The organism is Arthrobacter sp. 05T423, from assembly GCF_056396245.1.
In genome coordinates this window covers 1-1399 of sequence record NZ_JBFTLC010000089.1, presented here as the reverse complement: position 1 = coordinate 1399, position 1399 = coordinate 1, and the positions used below count along the sequence as shown (strand labels likewise).

Below are 1399 nucleotides of genomic sequence, written 5' to 3'. Positions count from 1 at the left end.
ACCGGGAACTCGTCCCCGTCCGCGATCTCCCGGTCCGGTTTCGTGCCGGGGTAGACCTGTTCCCAGAGGACCTGGTCCGCCGGGTTCATGTGGATCGGGGCGCCGACGGCCTGGGCGAGGTCGCGGGCGGCRCCGATGTGGTCGTTGTGCGCGTGTGTGAGCAGGATCGCCGTCACCTTCCGGCCCCGGACCTGGTTGATGATCGCGGCGGCGTCATGCGGGGAATCAATGACCACGCACTCCTCCTCGTTGCCMACGATCCAGACGTTGTTGTCCACATCCCACGTCCCGCCGTCCAGGGAGAACGTGCCCGAGGTGACCAGGTTCTCGATCGTGACGCTCATGCGGAGGCCCCCYGAACGTCGGCGGCGGGCTGGATTTCGACGACGGAGCGCAGGACCTTGCCCTCGTGCATCTTCTCGAAGGCCTCCTCGACCTGGTCGATGGTGATCCGTTCGGAGACGAACGCGTCCAGGTCCAGGTTGCCGGCCTTGTARTGGGCCACGAGCATCGGGAAGTCACGGGAGGGCAGGCAGTCCCCGTACCAGGAGGACTTCAGCGACCCGCCCCGGCCAAAGACATCCAGCAACGGCAGCTGAAGGACCATCTCCGGCGTCGGGACACCCACCAGGACCACACGCCCGGCCAGGTCGCGGGCGTAGAACGCCTGCTTATACGTCTCGGGGCGGCCGACGGCCTCGATCACCACATCGGCGCCGTTCCCGCCCGTCAACTCCCGGATCGCCTCCACCGGGTCCGTGCTGCGGGAGTTCACCCCGTGCGTGGCGCCCAGGGTTTTGGCCATCTCGATCTTGTTCTCATCGATGTCCACCGCGATGATCGTCGTCGCCCCGGCGAGCTTCGCGCCGGCAATCGCGGCGATCCCCACCCCGCCGCAGCCGATCACGGCCACGGACTCCCCGCGCCTGACCTCACCGGTGTTGATCGCCGCGCCGATCCCGGCCATCACACCGCAGCCGAGCAGCCCGACAGCGGCCGGATCCGCGTCCTCGTCGACCTTGGTGCACTGCCCCGCAGCGACCAGCGTCTTCTCCGCGAACGCGCCGATGCCCAGTGCCGGGGAAAGTTCGGTGCCGTCCTCCAGGGTCATCTTCTGGGTGGCGTTGGCGGTGTTGAAGCAATACTGCGGCTGGCCCTTCGCACACGCCCGGCACTGCCCGCACACCGCACGCCAGTTCAGGATCACCCGGTCCCCGGGGGCGACCTCCGTCACACCCTCACCCACGGCGGAGACCACACCGGTGGCCTCGTGGCCCAGCAGATACGGGAACTCATCGCCAATCCCGCCGAGCTTGTAATGCAGATCCGTGTGGCACACCCCGCACGTCAGGACGTCCACCAACGCCTCCCCCGGCCCCGGATCCGGCACCAGGATCGT

Annotated in this window: 2 protein-coding genes; both read right to left on the bottom strand. The window is 68.2% G+C overall.

All coding sequences use genetic code 11. The annotated features are described in order from the left end of the window. A partial coding sequence (locus tag AC1DFE_RS24015; RefSeq protein WP_476908329.1) for an MBL fold metallo-hydrolase occupies positions 1 to 344 on the bottom strand: 344 nt, incomplete at its 3' end. Further along, positions 341 to 1399: S-(hydroxymethyl)mycothiol dehydrogenase (locus tag AC1DFE_RS24010; protein ID WP_476908328.1), on the bottom strand; the 1059-nt coding region annotated here is incomplete at its 5' end. The genes AC1DFE_RS24010 and AC1DFE_RS24015, both read right to left, overlap by 4 nt.